Raw genomic sequence first — 17211 nt, forward strand, 5'->3', positions numbered from 1 at the left:
GCTTTGCTCCGTTCGCGACATGTGTCTTGCGTTTGACAAAAAAAAGCCCCCGAGATTTTCGGAGGCGCATGGGTTCGATTATGGTTTACCGTTACCGGCCCATGCGCGTGGTTCCTACGATTACGACTAGCGTTCTCATCGCCAGAGGCTCCTTCTTTGCGTGCAGGGACATTATGAGCCGGGGGAAGGGGCGTCAACAGGCTTTTGCACCAATTTTCTAACTCTGAGGGTGAATTTTGCGACATTTTATTGCGCAGATTGACGCATGCAGGGAATATTCAGGAAAAATGCCCCCTTTGACCTCCGGAATTCTGCCTTGAGGGTAGTCAAAAAGCGGCATCGCGATGTCCGAAACAAGCATGATGAGCAGTTTTGACTGCGGCACCCTGAGATTGACCGAACAAGGAAGGGAGGCGGAGGATGATCCATGATCTGGTTGATCTGGGGCGGTATCCGATCGATTGCCCGGACTCGCGCGCATATGAACGACTGATCGGTGATCTGCGCCGCGAGTTGGATCAGGACGGTTGTGCCGTTTTGCCCGGTTTTATCCACCCCGAAGGTTTGGCGCAGCTATTGAAAGAGGCGGATGCCGTGGCCGAAATGGCGCATCGGTCTTTCAACCGCACCAACGCCTATTTCTCGCAGGACGATCCTCGGTTGGATCTGAACCACCCAATACGCAGATTCTATGACCGGTCGAACGCCTTCGTTCCGGCGGATAACTTTCCCAAATCGGGTCCGCTGCGCCGAATCTATGAATTCGAGGGCTTTTTGCCGTTCATACGCGATGGGCTGGATGAGCCGGAGGATCGGTTCTTTCGCTATGACGACCCGCTGGCGGATGTGATTGTCAACGTGGTCGAGGAAGGGCAGGGCTTTCCCTGGCATTTTGATACCAACAACTACACCGTGACACTGGCCATCCAGAATGGCGAGGCGGGTGGGGCCTTTGAATACGTGCCGAACCTGCGCGGCATCGAGGACGAAAATTTCTCATCCGTGGCTTCGGTGCTGGACGGAAACCGGGCACTGGTCAGGACGTTGGAGCTGCAGCCCGGGGATCTGCAGATATTCAAGGGCAGATACGCATTGCACCGGGTCGCCCCGGTACAAGGAACGCGCAGCCGATATGTCGGCATCTTTTCCTTTGTCGAAGCCGAAGGCATGTGTGGCGGGGTTGAGCGTACCCAACAGCTGTATGGGCGGGTTCTGCCGCATCATCACCAGCGTGCTGGATTGCGCAAGGATCAGTTGTTGGATTGACCGGTCGCGGGTTACAATCGAGAGCAGGGGCTACCGTCGGAGGGGCACATGCCGGAATTGCTACAGCTCACGCCATTTGTTCTGTGTTCGTCACTGCAAAAGCAGATTGATTTTTATTGCGATCGGTTGGGATTTTCCTGCGGTTTCAGGCAGGATAATTACGCCTTCCTGTCGCGTGGCAAGGTTGCCATCCGATTGCTTGAATGCCCACCACGCGATGATGGGCGTGCCTTGGGGGATGATCAGTCCTTTTACATCGATGTGGCCGGGATTGATGATCTGTATGAAACCCTCAAGGCAGGGTTGGCTGATTTACCAGAGGGGCGCGTGCGTCCGCCGTTTGATCAGCCGTATCAACAACGCGAGTTTCACGTCCTGGATGAGGACGGAACACTGGTGTTTTTTGGCGAAGGTTTGCGAGCAAAGTCTTGAGTTAAAAAGCTCCCGCCCGTCGTCGATGCGCCTTCGGCGCACGTCCTCCGGTTGGGCCAGGCAGCGCATTCCGCGCTGCGGGGTCAGAAGCCAGGGCTTGTGCCTTGTAGTACGCCATGTTCAAGCGCATAGCGGGTCAGGCCAGCGGTGGATGAAATCCCAAGTTTGCGACGGATGTTCTTGCGGTGCGTTTCAACTGTTCGAACCGAGATATCCAATGCTGCGGCGACTTCCTTGTTGGATTTGCCCTGCGCCAATTCCAGCAGAATTGTCTGTTCGCGCCCGGTCAATGCCTCGCGGGCGCTATCGCCTTTGGGCTGAAGCGATCCACTGGCTCCGGTGCACAAGTACTGCTCACCACGCATCACTGCGTCGATAGCCTGTTTGATCTCGTCCGTCGGCACGTCCTTGAGCACGTATCCGCTGGCGCCGTGGCTCAGCGCGGTCGAGATGTATTCGGGGCTGTCATGCATGGACAGGATCAGGATGCGTGTTCGGGGCAGGCGTTCCAGAATGATCTCGGTCGCGCTAAGGCCGCCTAAACCGGGCATGTTCAGGTCCATCAGGATCACGTCGGGCGCAAGATCGGTCGCTTGATCCACAGCCTCTTGTCCGCTGCCCAAGGTCCCGACCACCTCGATCTCATCATAGCTTTCAAGGATCGACTGAATCCCTTCGGCGACCATGGGGTGGTCGTCAACGATAAGAACCCGGATTTTCTGATCGCTCATGTACCAGCCTTTCGGTTAGGCGTTGCGTCCTCTTGCGGCGGCAGCATGTGGCTCAGAGGCAGGCTGACCTCGATCACTGTGCCGCTGCGTGGGGCGCGTGATGACAGAATGCGCAGCGATCCGTCAAGCTGTTCGATGCGTTCCTGCATGTTGCGCAGGCCGATACCGGGGTTGGCGGGATCAGGTGTGGTGCGTAACCCACGGCCATTGTCGGTGATCCGCATTGTCGCGCCTTTCTTGTGGCCGCGCAGGTCGATTGTAACACGGGTCGCGCCGGAGTGGCGTTCAATATTGGTCAATGCCTCTTGAGCAATACGGTAGAGGGCGATCTTGCTGTCCTGGTCCAGCCGGTTGCGGAACACAACGGTCGAGAATTCGGTCTCGATCCCGGTGCGTTCGCAGAAATCGTCGGTCAGCGCCTTGAGGGCAGGGCCAAGGCCCAGATCGTCCAGCACGCCGGGCCGCAAGTCGCGGCTGATGCGGCGGACTTCTGTAATAGCCGCGCCCAGTGTGTCGATGCCCTTTTCCAGAGGTGCCTGTGCCCCGGCATCGTCACCGCGAGACAGGCGACGGCGGGCATTGTCCAGCGCATAGCGGACACCGACGAGGATCTGGCTGATACCGTCATGCAATTCGCGCGCCACGCGCCCACGCTCTTCCTCTTGCGCATCAAAAACCCGCTGCGTCAGTTCTTTAAGTTTGGCATCTGCCAGGCGGCGCTCGCGGACGTTCAGCAACATGCCCGAGGTGAAGACAACCAATACCGCGGCAAGAACAATTGCGCCAATATAAGAGAAAGTCCGTTGCACTCGGGCCTCAACCTCGGCCCGCGCGTTGGCGACTGTCGCGACGATGTCGTCGATGAAAACTCCTGTGCCGACAGCCCACCGCCAATCCTGCAGGCCGACCACATAGGCGATCATTTGCGCCTCTTCGCCTGTCGAAGGTTTTTGCCACATGAAACTGTGCCAGCCCGCACCTTGACGGGCTAGGCTGATGAATTCGTCCACAACAGGAGTGCCGTCGCTATCGGTCAGCCCCTCCCAGTTCCGGTTGATGAATTCGGTCTGGCGCGGGCTGACGAGATTGTTGCCGTCATAGTCATAGACAAAAAAGAACCCGTCCTTGCCGTAGATCATCGCTGACAGGATTTGCGTCACAAGGTTCTGCGCGACCTTATCCTCTGTAGATGCCCGTCCGTAGATATAGGCAAACCCGTTTCGAGCCTGCGTGACATAGTTCTTAAGTTCTTCTTTCTTGGCTTCAATCAGTCGCCGCTCAAGCGCTTCAATTTCACGTTCGGCGGTTGCCCGGGATTCATGAACCACGAAGAACGCAATCGCGGCCACTGCGACGACCAGAGGGATCGCCGCCACAAGCGACAATTTCTGGCCGTAGGTCAGTGAAATCAGATTACGGAATCCCCTCATAGGCGAATCGATACGCAAGCAGGCGGCAAATTGCAAAATTTTTGGTGAATTGGCGCATATGAGAGGGCCGGCGCGAAGAATTATTTTGCATTTGTCACGGTTTGCACCCGGGAAAACATCAAAAACGCGATCCCCTACGTAGTACTAGGTATTCACATTCACATCTTGGTCATTAGGCTGACGCGCACTGAAAACGACTACGCCCGGCAATTGCCCGGGTTTTGAATATGTAGGGGAGGAACACTCATATGGATCGTCGTTCATTTCTAAAAACATCTGCTCTGGGCGGCTCGGCAGCTGCAGCCACCACGCTGGCGGCACCGGCATATGCGCAGGGCAAGCGCACGCTGACCATGGTAACCTCGTGGGGTCGCGGCCTGGCGGGTGTTTTCGACAGCGCACAGCGCTGCGCCGACAGCATCACCGCAATGTCGGACGGTAACCTGACCGTTGACATCAAAGCTGCCGGTGAACTGGTTGGCGCATTCGAAGTCTTTGACGCGGTATCGTCGGGGCAGGCCGACATGTATCACGCAGCGGACTATTACTTTGTTGGTCAGCACCCGGGCTATGCCTTCTTTACCGCTGTTCCGTTCGGCATGACCGCTCAGGAAATGGTAAACTGGTATTACCAGGATGGCGGCATGGAGCTGCATGACGAGCTGGGCCAGATCTTTGGTCTGAAATCGTTCCTGGCAGGTAACACCGGCGCGCAGGCGGGTGGCTGGTACTCGAAAGAGATCAACGGTCCAGAAGACTTCCAGGGTCTGAAATTCCGTATGCCTGGTTTGGGCGGTCAAGCTCTGGGTAAACTGGGCGCGTCCGTGCAGAACATTCCGGGCTCGGAAGTGTATCAGGCGCTGTCGTCCGGCGCGATCGACGGAACCGAGTGGATTGGTCCGTGGGCTGACGAAAAAGCCGGTTTCCAGGAAATCACCAAGGTTTACTACACCGCCGGTTTCCACGAGCCGAACGCAGGCCTGTCTCTGGCAACCAACCGCGACGTCTTCGAAAGCCTGACGCCTGCGCAGCAGAAGATCATTGAGATCGCGGCGGCTGAATGCCACCAGTGGAACCTGGCACAATTCCTGGCCAATAACGGTGCGGCCCTGCAGCGTCTGCAATCAGGTGGCGTCAAGGTCATGGAATTCCCCGACAGCGTTTGGGATGCGTTCGGTCAAGCCAGCCAAGAAGTGCTGGACGAAAACATGGGCGACGAGCTGTTCAAGAAAATCCACGACAGCCACATGGCGTCGTCGGCATCGTCGGCCGGCTGGCAGGACCTGTCGTCGGGTGTTTACACAACACAGCGTAACCGCGTCCGCGGCTAAACGTTTTCCAAACGATCAATTGGTTTTCCCGCCTTCGCGGGGAAACCTTTCTCTGTTGCGTATGCGCGGACCCATCAAACCGCTATAATCAGCAGTGCAACTGATACGACCTGGGGACAACATGCAGGACGAAAACGGTATCTCGTTCTTCGGCGCCCTGTGGAACGGACTTGTGTGGTTCGTTCAAAACATTGCCGAAGCCTTCTATAATTTCGGATACGCCATCACGCATCCGCAACTCTGGCTGAACTGGTCGGACAAAGAAGCGATCATGCGCTTTGTCTATTACGGTGGATCAGTCGAGTTCTTCTTTGTGGTTTTCACCATCTTCCTGGTTCTGACAGCCATCGGGCTGTACTACCGGAATTTCATGTGGGGCATGGTGCGAGGCCTGGAAGGGTTCGCCAACACCACCGGGCGTTTCTTTGCCTGGGCCGGTTTGTTGATGGTCATTCAGCAGATCGTCATCGTGTTCATGCAACGCGTGTTTACCCGCCCGGATATGTCGTTTGGACTGGGTATTCCGTTTCAGATGGATATCAGCTGGTTCGCGGAAGAGCTGAAACTCTATAACGCGATGGTCGTCTGCCTGTGCTGCACATACACATTCGTTCAAGGTGGTCACGTGCGAGTTGACCTTATCTATGCCGGTATCAGCCACCGCGCCAAACGCGTGGTCGACATGTTGGGTGCGCTTTTGTTCATGATGCCGATGGCCGTGCTGACGTGGATGTATGGCTGGTATTTCATGTGGCGGCACCTGATCGTGCCGAAGCCTTCAGCCAGTGACACGCTGGATCGTTTGGTAATGAAATCCCGCGCGCTGCGCTGGAACATTGAAACCATCGGGTTCAGCCCGAATGGGTTCAACGGTTACTTCCTGTTCAAGATCCTGCTGATTGCATTTGCCGGAATGGTATTCCTGCACGCGATCGCATTCCTGTACCGCTCGTATCTGGAATACGTGGAAGGGCCGGACAGCGTTGGAAAATATCTCGACAAGGACAGTCTTGGCGAGGGTGAAGAAGCCTACGAAGGCGCACATTAGGGACGGAGACCCAGACTATGTTATTCGGACTTGATGGCGTCGAGATAGGCCTCATTATCGTATTCTTCTGCCTCTTCGGGGGCATCCTTTCCGGGTTCCCGGTGGCTTTTGCCATCGGTGGGGCCGGTATCATCTCATTCGGGATCATCGCCGCGCTGGACAGTGCCGGTCTGTTAATACACCAGGCAATTGATACCAGTTCCCAAGCATACCGAGACCTTGTGAATTCGGGCGTCAAACCGGACACGGTGTCGGTGTTCCGCTTCCCGGATTTACCAAGGATCGCCGAGCCGGTCTTTGTGCAAGGCTGGGAAACCGCGCTGGACCGCAATGTCTCGTTCATCGTGAACCGCATGAACGAACGCGTTCTGGCGGGGCAGTCTATTGAGACCCTGCTGGCCGTCCTGATGTTCGTTCTGATGGGCATCACGCTGGAACGCTCAAAGATCGCGAACGATCTGCTGACAACAATGGCGCGCGTCTTCGGACCGCTGCCGGGTGGTCTGGCCGTGTCGATCGTGGTGGTGGGTGCATTCCTGGCGGCCTCGACCGGTATTGTTGGTGCGACCGTGGTAACCATGGGCCTGCTGGCGCTGCCGACCATGTTGCGCAACAACTACTCGCCTGAACTGGCGACGGGTGTGATTGCGGCATCGGGCACGTTGGGGCAGATCATTCCGCCGTCCATCGTGATCGTTCTGTTGGGCACCTTGGCGGGTGATCTTTATTCAACTGCGCAGGAAACGCGCGCTCAGGACGCTGGCTGTACCGATGCGCTGACCTATTTGGGGGAACCGGCTGTGGTTTCGGTCGGTACGCTGTTCCAGGCCGCCTTGTTGCCGGGGATCATGTTAGCGTTGCTCTATGCGCTTTATGCCTTTGGCTATGCACTGTTGAACCCTGAGAAAGCCCCGGCAGTTCCAATGTCCGGCGGAAGTGGTGAGCCGATCACGCGCAGTGAAGGGCTGACTTGGTTGCTTGGAGCACCTGTCGCCCTGATCGTTGGCGCAGTCCTGCTGGGCAGCTCGGGGGTCATTGGCAGCCAGAACATCAACGTCTCGGCGTTTTCAGACATCGGTGCGGGCGCGTCGCTGCGCACCAATGTTTCCGAGCAGTGCAAGGTGTCGATGATTGAGCTGCACGGACAATCCGCCTGGGATCAGGCCGTATCCGAGCAGGAATCGATTGACGCCGCAGGTGGTGTCGCCAACGCCGAACGACTGAGCGAAGAGGCGCTGGTCGAGGCGCGCGAGGCCAAGATCGCCGCTGCGGCGCCGATTGGTACTGGTGTTGCGGTGATTGTGGTTCTGCTGGGTCTGACACTGGTCATGGGCCGCGGCATTGCGCCGTCCAAACCGACGCAACCGTTGATCCTAGGGGCGATCGGTCTGCTGTTGATGTTGCTGGTTGATGTTCTGTTGATTGCACCAACAACGTCTTCGGGATTGACCTTCGTCCTTCTGGCTTTGCCCTTTGCCTTGGCAATGTACGGCTGCAAGGAGGCGGCAGCCCGGTGTGCCACGAATGATCTGATCCGGGTGGTCTTCCCGCCATTGGTTCTGATTATCGCGGTGCTAGGATCAATTCTGGGCGGTGTGACCAACCCGACACCAGCGGCCGCGTTGGGAGCGGGCGGAGCGATCATGCTGGCAGCCTATCGCAAGCTGCAGGATCAGGAGCGTTCCGGCAAGGTGATCATCTGGGCCACTTTTGCCGTGATCATTGCGCTGCTGATGGGCGTGAACTTTGATCTGCGCATCAATCAGAGCAATGTGAACTTTGAGACCTGGGTCGCCTTCATAATTGCTTACGGTGCTTATCTGTATGCTCTGTTCGGTCTGTTGTTTGGGTGCTGGGTTTTGTTCACCAGCGGTGTTCTGACGCCCGTGGTGCGCGAAACGGCCAAGGTGACCTCGATGGTGTTTACCATCCTGATCGGATCGCAACTGCTAAATTTGGTGGTGATCTCGTTCGGGGGTGAGCACTATATTCAGCAGTTCCTGCGCAGCTTTGACAACGAGTTCACGGTCTTCCTGATCGTGATGCTGGTGCTGTTCATTCTGGGCTTCGTGCTAGATTTCCTCGAGATCATCTACATCGTGATCCCCATCGTGGGACCGGTGATTTATGGTGGTTCGTTCGATCCGAAATGGGTGACGATCATGGTGGCGGTGAACCTTCAGACGTCGTTCCTAACGCCGCCGTTTGGGTTTGCGCTGTTCTACCTCAGGGGTGTTGCACCCAAAGAGGTCACAACAGGCCACATTTATCGTGGGATCATCCCGTTCGTGATCATTCAGGTGGTTGGGATTGCGATCCTGTGGTTCTTCCCGTCGATCGTGACCATTGTTCCGGATCTGATCCCGAATTGATGCGACGTTCATAACCAAATTGAAAAGGGGGCCTTTGGGCCCCCTTTGCTTTGGTGTTTAGGGGAAGGCGCGCTGCCCCTTCTTGGTCTGCGACCAATTCACCCCCGGGATATTTTTTGCCAGATGAAGTGCGGATCAGGTGAATTGGATCAGGTCCCAGCGATTGCCGAACGGGTCGCGCCAGACGGCGACGGTACCATAGGGCTCATTGCGCGGATCTTCCTCGAAATGGACGCCTGCCGTGACCATTGCGTTGTGGTCACGTTGGAAATTATCCGTTTGAAGGAAAAAGCCGACGCGCCCGCCGGTTTGGTTTCCAACGGCAGCGGTCTGGCTTGGGCCATCTGCCTTGGCCAGTAGCAGGGATGCGTTGCCCGAACCCGGCGGAGTAACCCGGACCCAGCGTTTGCCACCGCCGAGATCAACATCTTGCAGCAGAGTGAATCTGAGTGTTTGGGTATAGAAGGCGATCGCGTCGTCGTAGTCCGGCACCACGAGGGTGACGGCGAAAAGACTTTGGGTCATGGGATATCAGCCTTTGGTAGGGTGGCGGTCGGGCAGTTGGATGCTGGCAACCTGTTCCGCGATTGGCGCGGTGGACAAAGGGTGGCGGCTGGAATCCGTCAGTTCAGATGGGTTGTTTACGCTGATCCATTCGCCCTGGTAATAGGCCTCAAGCCCTGAGAAGCGCGCTTTGTAGCCCATCTTGGGGCTGCCCGGCACCCAGTATCCGAGGTAGACATAGGGCAATCCGGCTTCGCGCGCGATGTCGATGTGATCGAGGATCATATACGTACCCAGCGAGTTCTGCGGTTGCTGGGGGGAGTAGAACGAGTAGACCATGCTGAGGCCGTCATCCAGAACATCCGTCAGGCTGACGCCGATCAGATCTCCTGTACTTGGGTCGCCATATTCTACGACCCGGCTGCGGATCGGAGTTTCTTCGATCATCGCGGCGAATTCGAAAACGTCCATATCGGCCATTCCACCATCCGCGTGGCGGGTATCCAAGTAGCGGCGGAAGAGTTCGTATTGCTCGTCCGTGGCCCAGGGTGAGTTCGCCCTGCGTTGCAGGTACGCGTTGCGTTTTGCCGCGCGTTTCTGACTTTTGCTTGGGCGGAAGGCCGTCACGTCGATCCGGGCCGACAGACAGGCCGCGCAATCGGAGCAGGACGGGCGGTACAACACGTTTTGCGATCGGCGAAACCCTTGTTGGGACAAAGAGTTATTCAGCTGATCCGCACCCTCCCCTTGAAGGGCAGTGAACAATTTACGCTCCATCCTGCCCTCAAGGTAAGGGCAAGGCTGTGGGGCCGTCACATAAAATTGTGGCGCGATTGGCAGCGTGTGTCGCATGAACGTTCCGTGTTTCCTTGGACCGGATGATAACAACCGATCCTAAAACCGCCAAGTGATTCACGTCGTTGAATTTTTTACGCGCGCTGGTTGATCATGACAGTTCCAAGGAACGCATCGGTAAGTCCCTGGCCACGTGCGCTGGTCAGCATCATGATGACTGAGATGATCTGTATGACCGGAAAGGCCATGCTGACAAAATACCCGGCCGTGTGGGCCACCGCTTTGCCCAAATCCATCCGGGATCCAAATGAATCGCGCAGTTCGATCCCCATAAAGCGCATGCCCAGTGTGGCCGAGCCATTGGCGATGGTAATCACGCGGTAGACGAAACTGACGACGGCGTAGATCAAGGCCAGGACGAAGAAGCCCAGACCAAAGGTCAGCAGGATGGCCACCGTACACAACAGCGAGATAAAGGCGATGTCGAAAAGCCAGGCGATAAAACGCTTGGTCGCGACAGACTGGTAAAACTCCGGCTGTCGGTCTGGGTCGGGCAGGTGGGTCATATTTTGATTTCCGGCTGAGAATTTAGGACACCCTGTCCCGAATGTCGGGACAGGGCAAGGTCGGCTTAGGCGCGTTCGCCGTTTTCAGCCTCATCGTTGTTTTCACGGGCGCGTTCGTCCATGAACTGGTCAAACTCGGCCTTGTCTTTGGCGTCGCGCAGGCGGCGCAGGAAGGATTCGAATTCCTGTTGTTCGCGCTCGAGCCGGGCCAGGGTGTCGGACTTGTAGGCGTCAAACGCGCTATTGCCGGATGGCTTCATCGCACTCATGTGGCTGTGCCAGGATTTGCGACTGCTGCAGGATTTGCTAAACATGCGTTTGCTCCAGATCATATAGGCAAGAAGCGCCAGGCCAACGGGCCAGAAAAAGATGAAACCAAGGACCATGGCGGCGATCCAGGCCCCTTTGCCCTTGTCATCCATCCAGGCTTCGGCACGAGAGAGCCACCCCGGATTTTGTGGGACGGCGTGGTCGGACAATGCGGTCATTTGGGTTCTCCGGGTTTGATGTAAATTGCGTTCACATTGTCTAGATGGGGACTGAAGCGGGGGTTGCAAGGGGTCGATGTAAAAATGATTTACATTTTGGATTTTGCGACGGTTGACCTTGCTGCGGAACGGGCGCACTTTCCGCCCATGCAACATGTTGAAAATACGACACCTCCGACGCTGGATGAAATTCTAAACCTGGAAAAGCAGGTTTGGACCGCCCTGATGGAAGGCAATGCGGCTGCAGACCGGGCCTTGCTGAGCCCAGATTTTCTTGGGGTTTATCCGACGGGGTTTGCGAGCCGGGATGATCACGTGGGACAGTTTGCCGACGCTCCGACGATGGCGCGCTATGAGCTAAGCGACACCCGGTTGCGGGTTTTGACCTCGGATATCGTTCTGCTGTCGTACCGGGCCGACTATCAGCGACCCAAGGCCGAGGGTTGGAGGGCGATGCTAATCTCGTCGCTTTGGGAGCGGCGGCATGACGTCTGGGTCAACAGTTTCAGTCAGGATACGCCCCTGGAGGGGAAATGACCGGGCCTCTTTCCATTCAGCGCCTGCCACGTGCATTCGACCAGTCGCTTGGCGATGATGCGCGCGCGGCGGTCAGCGGCATTACATCCGAACAGGGCGAGTTGATCGCTGGGGCAGCAGGGTCCAGCCCCTATCTGAAAAACTTGATCGATCACGAAAACGATTGGTTGGCCTCAGCGTTGCAAAACCCCGATGACGCGCTGGCCGACGTTTTGCAGGCTGCGCGAATGCTACCGCCGGATCAGTTGAAACCGGGACTGCGCCTGGCCAAGCGACGGATGGCGTTGCTGACCGCTCTGGCTGATCTGGCGGGCGCGTGGCCGTTGGAAAAGGTGACCGCGGCGCTAACCGATTTTGGCGCGTTGGCGGCGGATGTGGCGGCCAAGGCCGAGATCGCCAACCTGATCCGGCGCGGCAAACTTCCGGGCATGGGGCCGGACGATGTCGAAACCGCCGCCGGGATGATTATCCTGGCGATGGGCAAGATGGGCGCACACGAGTTGAATTACAGCTCGGACATCGACCTGATCGTCCTGTTCGATGAGACGCGGTTTGATCCCGATGACTTCTACGAAGCTCGGCAAGGCATGGTGCGGGCGACGCGCAATTTCTGCGCCACGCTCAGCGATAAGACGGCGGATGGGTATGTATTCCGCACTGATCTGCGCCTGCGCCCGGATCCAGCTGTGACGCCGGTCTGTATGGCGGCTGAGGCAGCCGAGCGGTACTATGAAAGCCTGGGCCGCACGTGGGAGCGCGCGGCCTATATAAAAGCACGCCCATGCGCTGGCGATATTGCGGCAGGACAACGGTTTCTGGATACGCTGCGCCCATTTGTCTGGCGGCGTCACCTTGATTTTGCTGCCATTCAGGACGCTCACGACATGCGCCTACGCATACGTGAAAATAAGGGAACCGGCGGTGCTCTGACCATTCCGGGCCATGACATGAAACTGGGGCAGGGCGGCATTCGCGAAATCGAGTTCTTTACCCAGACCCGCCAGTTGATCGCTGGGGGTCGAGACCCTGACTTGCGCGTGCGCGGCACGGTGCCCGGATTGGCGGCGCTTGCCGAAAAAGGCTGGGTCCCGCAGGACGTGGCAGACAAGCTGACCGATCACTACCGCGCCCATCGTGAGGTCGAACACCGTATCCAGATGGTCCATGACGCTCAGACCCACAAGGTGCCGCAATCGCCGGACGGGATAGAACGCGTCGCTTGCCTGATGGGGATCGACGTCGACGAACTGACCCGTGACCTGACCCACAGGCTAACCGAAGTGCACGACCTGACTGAAGGCTTTTTTGCGCCCGGTTCCTCGACGCGCGCGCCAGTTGGCGAGGTGGATTTTGACCAGAACGTTCTGGCCCGCTGGACGACATATCCCGCACTGCGATCACAACGCGGCGCGCGGATTTTCGAACGTCTCAAGCCCGAGCTGCTATCGCGTTTGGCAAAAACGGCGCAACCGGACGAGGCGCTGCGGGCGCTGGATGGTTTTCTGTCAGGCTTGCCCGCCGGCGTTCAGCTGTTTTCACTGTTTGAGGCCAACCCCCACCTGATCGACCTGCTGATTGATATTGTCGGGACATCCCACGCGCTTGCGGCGCATCTGTCGCGCAATGCATCGGTGTTTGATGCGGTGATCGGCGGGAGTTTCTTTAGCGACTGGCCGGGACAGGCCACGCTGCAGGCGGATCTGGATCAGGCCCTTTCAGAGGAAACAGATTACGAAAGCCAGTTGGATCTGGCCCGACGCTGGTGCAAGGAATGGCACTTCCGCGTTGGCGTTCATCACCTGCGCGGGCTGATCGACGGCGAACAGGCGGGGCAGCAATACGCTCAGCTCGCTAGTGCTGTGATCGCTGCGATCCTACCGCGTGTGTCCGAACAGTTTGCCCGTAAACACGGTCCGGCCCCGGGGCGCGGTGCAACCGTGCTGGGCATGGGGTCACTAGGGGCTGGGCGGATCAACTCGCAATCCGATCTGGATATGATCGTGATCTACGACCCTCTGGATCAGGATATGTCCGAAGGACCACGCCCATTGGCCACTCGCACTTATTACGCACGGTTTACGCAGGCGCTGATCACGGCCCTATCAGCGCCGATGTCGCAAGGGCGGCTGTATGAGGTCGATATGCGCCTGCGTCCGTCAGGCAATCAGGGGCCGGTGGCGACAAGTTGGGCCAGCTTTACCAACTATCAGCAGAACGAGGCCTGGGTTTGGGAGCATCTCGCCCTGACGCGGGCCCGCGTGATCGTCGGAGACGAAGGTCTGGCCGAAGACATCGAGGCGTTCCGCATAGGCTTGCTGTCGCAACCGCGTGACCAGCAGAAGGCCCTGCGCGAAGTGGCCGAGATGCGCGCCCGCCTGGCCGCTGCCAAATCACCAGCAGGGATCTGGGACGCCAAAAACGGCCCCGGCCGGATGATGGATATCGAGCTGATGGCTGAAACCGGGGCATTGATGTCGGGCGTGGCGCAGCGTGATGTGCATTCCGGTTTGGACGGCGCCGTCGCTGCTGGTTTGTTGGACGTCGCTCAGGCGCAAACGCTGAAGGACTGCTACGACCTATGCTGGTCCGTACAATGCGCGGCGCGATTGTTGTCCGGCAAGGTCATCGAAGCTGACAAGGTCGGCGAAGGCGGATCTGCCTTCCTGTGCCGCGCGACTGGATTTGAACAGGTTGAACAGCTGCAAAGCGCGCTGCAAGACAACTACAGCACGGCCGCCGGGATTATTGGCGGCGTGATCAGGGACGAAGATGATGGCGCAGAGTAAAGATCCAAATGATCACAAGGGGTTGATCCGCGAGGCGTATCGGATCGAAGGCATCACATTGCCTGAATGCCGCAGCATTTTTCTGGACTGGGCGCTGAGCCTGCCCGCTGAACGGGACCAATCCCAAGCGTTAATCGACCTGCATGCCGCCTATTCCCAGCAGGACGCCGATCACCCGATGACGCAGGTATTGGCCGAGGGGTTAAAATCTGCCAAAACCCCCAAGCGGCGGGGCGGTTGGCGATCGCGCCACCGCTAGGGCTTTTCCCTCGGGGTATTCGCGACTATGAGGGCGTCATGACCCAAACTGCCGATCACCCCCGTATCCGCCTGAAACCCAAAGCCAACGCACGTGGCCTGCGCCACGGTTTTCCGTGGGTGTATGCCAATGACATCGTGACGGACCGTCGGACACGAAAGATCCCAGCAGGGGCTTTGGCGGTGCTTGAGGATGACAAACGCGCGCCCATAGCGCTGGTTGCGGTGAATCCTGACTCCAAAATCATGTGCCGCGTTCTGGACCGCGATCTGGACGGGCAACTGGACGCAGCGTGGTTCGAAACCCGCCTGCGCCGTGCGCTCGAGATGCGTGAACGCCTGTTCGACGCACCCTATTATCGCCTGATCCACGCCGAAGCGGACGGCTTTCCCGGCGTCATCATCGACCGGTTTGGAGATGCCTGTGTGATCCAGCCCAATGCCGCGTGGGCCGAGGCGCATCTGGAAACTCTGACCGAGGCTTTGGTCACTGTCACCGGCGTGACAACCGTGCTCAAAAACGCCTCGGGCCGGACCCGAGGGCTGGAAGGCCTGGATGATGTAAACCTCACCTTGCGTGGCACCGCCCCCGATGCGCCGCTGCCGGTGCCGATGAACGGCGCCACGTATATGGCCGACCTGACAGGCGGCCAAAAAACCGGGCTGTTCTACGACCAACGGCCCAACCATGCCTTCGCCAAGCGACTGGTGCAGCCCGGCGCGCGGGTATTGGACGTCTTCAGCCACGTGGGTGGCTTCGGACTGGCCATGCTGGCCGGTGGCGCGGGGCAGGCGCTGTCCGTAGATGGATCTGCAGCCGCGCTGGATCTCGCGACCAAAGGGGCCGAGGCCTCTGGTTTTGCTGACACGTTCCAAACCCGCCAAGGCGACGCCTTCGATGTCCTGACCCAATTGGGTGAAGAGGGCGCGCAGTTCGACGTCGTCATCTGTGATCCGCCAGCCTTTGCACCTTCCAGACAAGCGCTGGACGCGGGCCTGCGTGCCTATGAACGAGTGGCCCGTCTGGCGGCGGCTCTGGCCAAACCCGGCGGCTATCTGGGTCTGTGCTCGTGTTCACACGCGGCTGATCTGGGCCGGTTCCGCGACGCCTCGTCTCGCGGGATTGGCCGTGCAGGAAGACAGGCGCAACTGATTCATACAGGCTTTGCCGGGCCCGACCATCCACAACTGCCGCAACTGGCTGAAAGCGGCTATCTCAAAGCTGTGTTCTACCGGCTGTGAAAGCAGTTCTGGATACCTGCGTCATCTACCCTACGGTGATGCGAGAGATGCTGCTCGGCGCTGCCAAACTAGGCCATTTCACCCCCGTTTGGTCGGCGCGCATCCTTGAGGAATGGGCCCGCGCGGCCCGTAAGCTGGGCCCAACAGGCGAGGCTCAGGCCCGCGCCGAAATCGTAATGGCGCAAGCCAATTGGCCCAAGGCCCAGTTTCCCACCGCAGCCAATGTCGAACAACGACTCTGGCTGCCGGACAGCGCGGATATCCACGTTCTGGCAACGGCTGTTGCATCCTCGGCGGACGTGATCGTCACCGTCAACGCCAAGGACTTTCCCCGAAACATCCTGTCCGAGGAAGGGCTGGACCGCCGCGATCCAGACGGTCTGCTGCACAGCTTCTGGCAATCCGATCCCGACGGTATGAGCGACACAGCCAACCGTGTCCTGGCCGAGGCAAACCGCCTGTCGGGCGACCAATGGACCCTGCGCCCGCTTATGAAAAAAGCCCGCCTCCCACGTCTGGGCAAAGCGCTCGCCACATAACCGGGATCCAGCTTCATCTGGCTAAAAATATGCCAGAGTGCGCGATAGACTGGCCTCTCGCTGCCCTTAGATCAGCCACGGTTCCAACGCTGCTCTAATGCCTCCAGGGCAGCGATCCGTTCGTCTGTTTTTGGATGGCTCATCAACCAGGCGGGCACAACGCCAGCACGCTGCTGCGTCAGGTCTTCCAGCTTGTGAAACAACGACTTCTGCGGCCCGATTCCGATCCCGGCTTTGGTCAGCAAAGCGGCGGCATACTCATCAGCTTCATACTCATCACTGCGCGACAGGCGCGACGCCAACAGGTGTGTCAGCATATTTGCAATCCACGCGCCGATAAACGGGATAAAGCGGTTCAGCAGCATCATCAAAGCGGCCCGCAGCGCATTCTGCCCGGAAAAGTCGATCATCCGGCGGCGCGCATGCCCCAGCGCCACGTGACCCAATTCATGCGCGATGACGCTGGCCATTTCCTCGGCGGAAACCTCGCCACTGCGAAATTTGCGGTAGAATCCACGCGTGATGAAAATCCGTCCGTCCGGTGCCGCCAGACCGTTCACGGGGTCAATCTCGTAGATGTAGACCGGCACCCGGTCGATCTCTAACGCTGCAGCCAGCCGGTCGGTCATGCGCTTTAAGGCCGGGTCGGCCAGCTCAGTCGACTTTGCATCCAAATCCTTATGGGTGCGCCAGACGGAAATCCGGTACATCACAATGGCATAGGCGATCGCCAGCAGGATCGGGGTAAGACGTAGCATGGTACAAATATGGTTTCGGGCAGGGGATTAGGCAACTGGCCCAGTGTCATAAACTCCGCGTTAAATAACAAGATTTTTGTCCATTGCTTCCAACGGCCCACTGCGCAAAAGAAAATCGCCGCCGGTAA

Annotated in this window: 17 protein-coding genes; 10 read left to right on the top strand and 7 right to left on the bottom strand. The window is 58.2% G+C overall.

Features of this window, described 5'->3' with window-relative positions; genetic code table 11:
- The first annotated feature begins 420 nt into the window (after positions 1-420).
- Both AC2FD9_RS10835 and AC2FD9_RS10840 read left to right on the top strand, forming a co-directional pair.
- The gene (locus tag AC2FD9_RS10835; protein ID WP_496836807.1) at positions 421-1266 is read left to right on the top strand and encodes a HalD/BesD family halogenase; all 846 of its coding nucleotides are present in this window, start codon (positions 421-423) and stop codon (positions 1264-1266) included.
- A 48-nt stretch (positions 1267-1314) separates the two neighbouring features.
- Positions 1315-1698: a bleomycin resistance protein gene (locus AC2FD9_RS10840; RefSeq protein ID WP_282151453.1), complete on the top strand. Its 384-nt coding sequence runs from the start codon at positions 1315-1317 to the stop codon at positions 1696-1698.
- An 83-nt stretch (positions 1699-1781) separates the two neighbouring features.
- On the opposite strand, the gene AC2FD9_RS10845 is transcribed toward AC2FD9_RS10840, so the two are convergent.
- Both AC2FD9_RS10845 and AC2FD9_RS10850 read right to left on the bottom strand, forming a co-directional pair.
- Positions 1782-2429, bottom strand: coding sequence for a response regulator transcription factor (locus AC2FD9_RS10845; protein WP_496723300.1), 648 nt, complete (start codon positions 2427-2429; stop codon positions 1782-1784).
- Complete coding sequence (locus AC2FD9_RS10850) at positions 2426-3859, bottom strand: cache domain-containing protein (protein WP_282169385.1); 1434 nt, start codon at positions 3857-3859, stop codon at positions 2426-2428. Before AC2FD9_RS10850 ends, AC2FD9_RS10845 begins: the two co-directional genes overlap by 4 nt.
- A gap of 248 nt (positions 3860-4107) precedes the next feature.
- Here AC2FD9_RS10850 and AC2FD9_RS10855 point away from each other — a divergent pair, with 248 nt between their 5' ends.
- The 3 genes from AC2FD9_RS10855 to AC2FD9_RS10865 all read left to right on the top strand — a co-directional run bounded on the left by AC2FD9_RS10855 (position 4108) and on the right by AC2FD9_RS10865 (position 8610).
- Positions 4108-5190 (top strand): TRAP transporter substrate-binding protein, encoded by a 1083-nt coding sequence (locus AC2FD9_RS10855; protein WP_058273960.1) that lies wholly within the window; start codon positions 4108-4110, stop codon positions 5188-5190.
- Between the two features lie 121 nt (positions 5191-5311).
- Complete coding sequence (locus tag AC2FD9_RS10860) at positions 5312-6238, top strand: TRAP transporter small permease subunit (protein WP_496836810.1); 927 nt, start codon at positions 5312-5314, stop codon at positions 6236-6238.
- A gap of 17 nt (positions 6239-6255) precedes the next feature.
- On the top strand, positions 6256-8610 hold the full coding sequence (locus AC2FD9_RS10865) for a TRAP transporter large permease subunit (protein ID WP_496836811.1): 2355 nt from the start codon (positions 6256-6258) through the stop codon (positions 8608-8610).
- Between the two features lie 135 nt (positions 8611-8745).
- Here AC2FD9_RS10865 and AC2FD9_RS10870 read toward each other — a convergent pair whose 3' ends face one another.
- The 4 genes from AC2FD9_RS10870 to AC2FD9_RS10885 all read right to left on the bottom strand — a co-directional run bounded on the left by AC2FD9_RS10870 (position 8746) and on the right by AC2FD9_RS10885 (position 10963).
- Positions 8746-9135, bottom strand: a complete 390-nt coding sequence (locus AC2FD9_RS10870; protein WP_496836812.1) for a VOC family protein — start codon at positions 9133-9135, stop codon at positions 8746-8748.
- A 6-nt stretch (positions 9136-9141) separates the two neighbouring features.
- Positions 9142-9966, bottom strand: coding sequence for an arginyltransferase (locus AC2FD9_RS10875; protein WP_496836814.1), 825 nt, complete (start codon positions 9964-9966; stop codon positions 9142-9144).
- A gap of 77 nt (positions 9967-10043) precedes the next feature.
- The gene (locus AC2FD9_RS10880) at positions 10044-10475 is read right to left on the bottom strand and encodes an RDD family protein (protein WP_058274521.1); all 432 of its coding nucleotides are present in this window, start codon (positions 10473-10475) and stop codon (positions 10044-10046) included.
- Between the two features lie 65 nt (positions 10476-10540).
- Positions 10541-10963, bottom strand: a complete 423-nt coding sequence (locus AC2FD9_RS10885) for a DUF2852 domain-containing protein (RefSeq protein ID WP_282151432.1) — start codon at positions 10961-10963, stop codon at positions 10541-10543.
- Between the two features lie 147 nt (positions 10964-11110).
- Here AC2FD9_RS10885 and AC2FD9_RS10890 point away from each other — a divergent pair, with 147 nt between their 5' ends.
- The 5 genes from AC2FD9_RS10890 to AC2FD9_RS10910 are packed head-to-tail and all read left to right on the top strand — an operon-like array spanning position 11111 to position 16325.
- Positions 11111-11500, top strand: a complete 390-nt coding sequence (locus AC2FD9_RS10890) for a DUF4440 domain-containing protein (RefSeq protein ID WP_496836815.1) — start codon at positions 11111-11113, stop codon at positions 11498-11500.
- Positions 11497-14286, top strand: a complete 2790-nt coding sequence (locus AC2FD9_RS10895; RefSeq protein ID WP_496836817.1) for a [protein-PII] uridylyltransferase family protein — start codon at positions 11497-11499, stop codon at positions 14284-14286. The genes AC2FD9_RS10890 and AC2FD9_RS10895 overlap by 4 nt, the downstream gene beginning before the upstream one ends.
- On the top strand, positions 14273-14545 hold the full coding sequence (locus AC2FD9_RS10900; protein ID WP_496696713.1) for a hypothetical protein: 273 nt from the start codon (positions 14273-14275) through the stop codon (positions 14543-14545). Before AC2FD9_RS10895 ends, AC2FD9_RS10900 begins: the two co-directional genes overlap by 14 nt.
- Positions 14546-14583: 38 nt before the next feature.
- Positions 14584-15786, top strand: coding sequence for an RSP_2647 family RNA methyltransferase (locus AC2FD9_RS10905; protein WP_496696711.1), 1203 nt, complete (start codon positions 14584-14586; stop codon positions 15784-15786).
- Positions 15783-16325, top strand: coding sequence for an RSP_2648 family PIN domain-containing protein (locus AC2FD9_RS10910; protein WP_496696710.1), 543 nt, complete (start codon positions 15783-15785; stop codon positions 16323-16325). The genes AC2FD9_RS10905 and AC2FD9_RS10910 overlap by 4 nt, the downstream gene beginning before the upstream one ends.
- A 71-nt stretch (positions 16326-16396) precedes the next feature.
- On the opposite strand, the gene AC2FD9_RS10915 is transcribed toward AC2FD9_RS10910, so the two are convergent.
- The gene (locus AC2FD9_RS10915) at positions 16397-17083 is read right to left on the bottom strand and encodes a M48 family metallopeptidase (RefSeq protein WP_282120510.1); all 687 of its coding nucleotides are present in this window, start codon (positions 17081-17083) and stop codon (positions 16397-16399) included.
- Positions 17084-17211 lie beyond the last annotated feature (128 nt).

The sequence above is a fragment of the Ruegeria sp. YTSC230 genome, from assembly GCF_059609665.1.

Bases quoted from the DNA above. Each gene is read 5' to 3' on its own strand.
- AC2FD9_RS10860 (WP_496836810.1), top strand. From the start codon at position 5,312: ATGCAGGACGAAAACGGTATCTCGTTCTTCGGCGCCCTGTGGAACGGA.
- AC2FD9_RS10880 (WP_058274521.1), bottom strand. From the start codon at position 10,475: ATGACCCACCTGCCCGACCCAGACCGACAGCCGGAGTTTTACCAGTCT.
- AC2FD9_RS10855 (WP_058273960.1), top strand. From the start codon at position 4,108: ATGGATCGTCGTTCATTTCTAAAAACATCTGCTCTGGGCGGCTCGGCA.
- AC2FD9_RS10840 (WP_282151453.1), top strand. From the start codon at position 1,315: ATGCCGGAATTGCTACAGCTCACGCCATTTGTTCTGTGTTCGTCACTG.
- AC2FD9_RS10895 (WP_496836817.1), top strand. From the start codon at position 11,497: ATGACCGGGCCTCTTTCCATTCAGCGCCTGCCACGTGCATTCGACCAG.
- AC2FD9_RS10865 (WP_496836811.1), top strand. From the start codon at position 6,256: ATGTTATTCGGACTTGATGGCGTCGAGATAGGCCTCATTATCGTATTC.
- AC2FD9_RS10900 (WP_496696713.1), top strand. From the start codon at position 14,273: ATGGCGCAGAGTAAAGATCCAAATGATCACAAGGGGTTGATCCGCGAG.
- AC2FD9_RS10850 (WP_282169385.1), bottom strand. From the start codon at position 3,859: ATGAGGGGATTCCGTAATCTGATTTCACTGACCTACGGCCAGAAATTG.
- AC2FD9_RS10845 (WP_496723300.1), bottom strand. From the start codon at position 2,429: ATGAGCGATCAGAAAATCCGGGTTCTTATCGTTGACGACCACCCCATG.
- AC2FD9_RS10875 (WP_496836814.1), bottom strand. From the start codon at position 9,966: ATGCGACACACGCTGCCAATCGCGCCACAATTTTATGTGACGGCCCCA.
- AC2FD9_RS10905 (WP_496696711.1), top strand. From the start codon at position 14,584: ATGACCCAAACTGCCGATCACCCCCGTATCCGCCTGAAACCCAAAGCC.
- AC2FD9_RS10885 (WP_282151432.1), bottom strand. From the start codon at position 10,963: ATGACCGCATTGTCCGACCACGCCGTCCCACAAAATCCGGGGTGGCTC.
- AC2FD9_RS10915 (WP_282120510.1), bottom strand. From the start codon at position 17,083: ATGCTACGTCTTACCCCGATCCTGCTGGCGATCGCCTATGCCATTGTG.
- AC2FD9_RS10870 (WP_496836812.1), bottom strand. From the start codon at position 9,135: ATGACCCAAAGTCTTTTCGCCGTCACCCTCGTGGTGCCGGACTACGAC.
- AC2FD9_RS10835 (WP_496836807.1), top strand. From the start codon at position 421: ATGATCCATGATCTGGTTGATCTGGGGCGGTATCCGATCGATTGCCCG.
- AC2FD9_RS10890 (WP_496836815.1), top strand. From the start codon at position 11,111: ATGCAACATGTTGAAAATACGACACCTCCGACGCTGGATGAAATTCTA.